We start from the raw sequence: 2,199 nt of genomic DNA, 5'->3' as shown, positions 1-2,199 counted from the left end.
CGGGTGTTCTGAATGCCGTCGTGCATCAGGATCACCTGGCCGTCCTGAAGACGGCTGGCGTTGGAGACGATCTGGCTGACGCTGGCGCCGTTCCAGTCCTGGGAGTCGACGTCCCAGATCACCTGGCGCAGGCCGAGCGACGAGGCGACCGACTGGAGGGTCGAGTTCGTCTCCCCGTAGGGCGGGCGGAACAACTGCGGTCGGACGCCGGTCGCAGACTGGATCGCCGAGTTGGTCTGGGAGAGGTCCGACTGCATCTGGCTCTGGTTCATCGAGGTCATGTGCGCGTGGTTCCAACTGTGGTTGGCCACCCACATGCCCGCGTCGACCTGGGCCCGCGCGGCGGACTGGTTGTTCTGCACGTTCTGGCCGACGTTGAACATGGTCGCCCGTACGCCGTTCGCGCGCAGCACGGACAACAGGGCGCTGGTGCTGCCGGTCGGCCCGTCGTCGAAGGTGAGGCCGACGTAGCCGTTGCAGGTGGCGGCGCTGGACGGAGTGGCGGCGACCGCAAGGCCGGCGGCGCCCAGCGCCACAGTGGAGGCGAGCACTGCCAACCGGAAGGTGAGACGCGATTTTCGGGGAGTGGACGGGCGGCGGGAGCCGCGGATGCTGGCGTACATGCGCAGGTCCTCCTTGGGACGAGTGACACCTGACGACGCATGGCTCCAATCGACGCATGCTGATGTCGCAGTGTTCGGAGTATTGCAGCGGCGTTTCGAACAGGTCAATGATTTTCCGGAAGTTTTCCGGAAGGATCGGCTCCCAGTCAGTCGCTGCGCATCCGGACCCATCAGTCGCCATCGCTCGGTGGCTGGGCGACGCGAGGCGGCATGACCGCCGGCGGAGCGCACGAAAAAGGGCCGCCCCGGTTTCCCGAAGCGGCCCCTCAACTGCTGTGCGTCCGAAGGGACTCGAACCCCTAACCTTCTGATCCGTAGTCGGGAGGACGGGGTGACCGTGACCCGTGACCTGCAGTTATGCAGCTTTGTCGGGGTTCGGTATGTAGCAGCGTCGACGGAACGTGACGTTAGAACGCGTTTGCTCCCCCCGGTCGCGCATTCATGGATGCACGACCGGCGCACGAAACGAGGCAGGACAGCTGAATACCGCCGCTGCGGCTGACCTCGAAGGAAGCTGGGTTCGGGGCGGAGTCCCGACGCCCCGTGGCGCGAGTCCTGGTCGCCTGTCAGCGAGCGTCCGGCCTCAGCCTGCTGCCAGGCGCGGGCGCTATCCTGATTATGGCGTTTGGGTGTGGCGCCCTTCGCCCGCGCGAGCCCGGAGCCCCAAAGGCCCGGGCTCGTTGCCGTTGACCGGACTTGAACGGGACGACATTGCTCATCGCCGGTACGTCTGCGACCGAGCCTGCTCCGCATACGAGGGACTCTGAACAGCACACCGCCCGGCAGGAAAGGTTTCCCAGCGGGCGGTGGCTACGACGCGATTCAGTTCTGCAGCTGCCCAGCTGATGAAGCGTCGATGTCGCTGAGCGCGTGCTGACCGTCGGGCACCGTCTGCTTCGGCGGAGCGACTGCAGCGTCGCCGCCACTCACGCCAATAGCCTGCTTGACGTTGCGAACGGCAGCCGACACCGGGCCGCGGTTGGTGGCGATCTTGCCTTGCTTGCCGTCTGGGACGACGATGTTGTTGGCCCAGATGCCCGCGCTACGCCGCCAGTCGATCTCGACCGCCAGCTTGCGGTAGTAGGCGGCACGCTGCTCGGGGTCGACGGTGTGCCGGTTGATTTCGTACACCACCGTGCCGATGACGTTGATGCCGGTCGCGGTCAGATTCACCCACTTCTCTCGCAGAGCGACGATCTTGTCCGCGCCGCTGCCGGAGGTTGGCAGCTGTGCGATCTCGGACCAGGGCTCCATCAACTCGGTCAGCACACCAAGCATGTTCAGCGTCTCGGCGACAAACTCGTCGCGCTGCTCCTGGGTGGCCAGCCGGGTGGCGGCCATACGGCTGAGCGTGTCCTCAGCGAGCGCATAGTCGCCGAACAGCAGGCTCTTGACCATGCCGCGGATCTGGTTGAGCAAGAACAGCTTCTGGCTGGCCTTCGGCAAGGTCTTACCCAGCTCGTCGATGCGCCCGTGCAGCAGCTTCGACTCGTCGGTGATACGCGCGAGGACCTGGTTGACCGGCTCGCGGGTGTTGTACACCGCGAGGAGGCTGGCCGGGATCTGCTTGGTCTGC

At 65.8% G+C, this 2,199-nt stretch carries 2 protein-coding genes; both read right to left on the bottom strand.

Going from position 1 to position 2,199, the window contains the following annotated elements; all coding sequences use genetic code 11:
* A partial coding sequence (locus A8711_RS30030; RefSeq protein WP_176722916.1) for a polysaccharide deacetylase family protein occupies positions 1-623 on the bottom strand: 623 nt, incomplete at its 3' end.
* A gap of 822 nt (positions 624-1,445) precedes the next feature.
* Positions 1,446-2,199 (bottom strand): DNA sulfur modification protein DndB (locus A8711_RS30025; RefSeq protein WP_218062401.1); only part of this gene is annotated, 754 nt, incomplete at its 5' end.

Source organism: Micromonospora sp. II (genome assembly GCF_001709195.1).
In the GTDB taxonomy this organism is placed as follows: domain Bacteria; phylum Actinomycetota; class Actinomycetes; order Mycobacteriales; family Micromonosporaceae; genus Micromonospora; species Micromonospora chalcea.
Note: the sequence above shows the minus strand (reverse complement) of the source record. Positions and strands in the feature narration are given on the sequence as shown.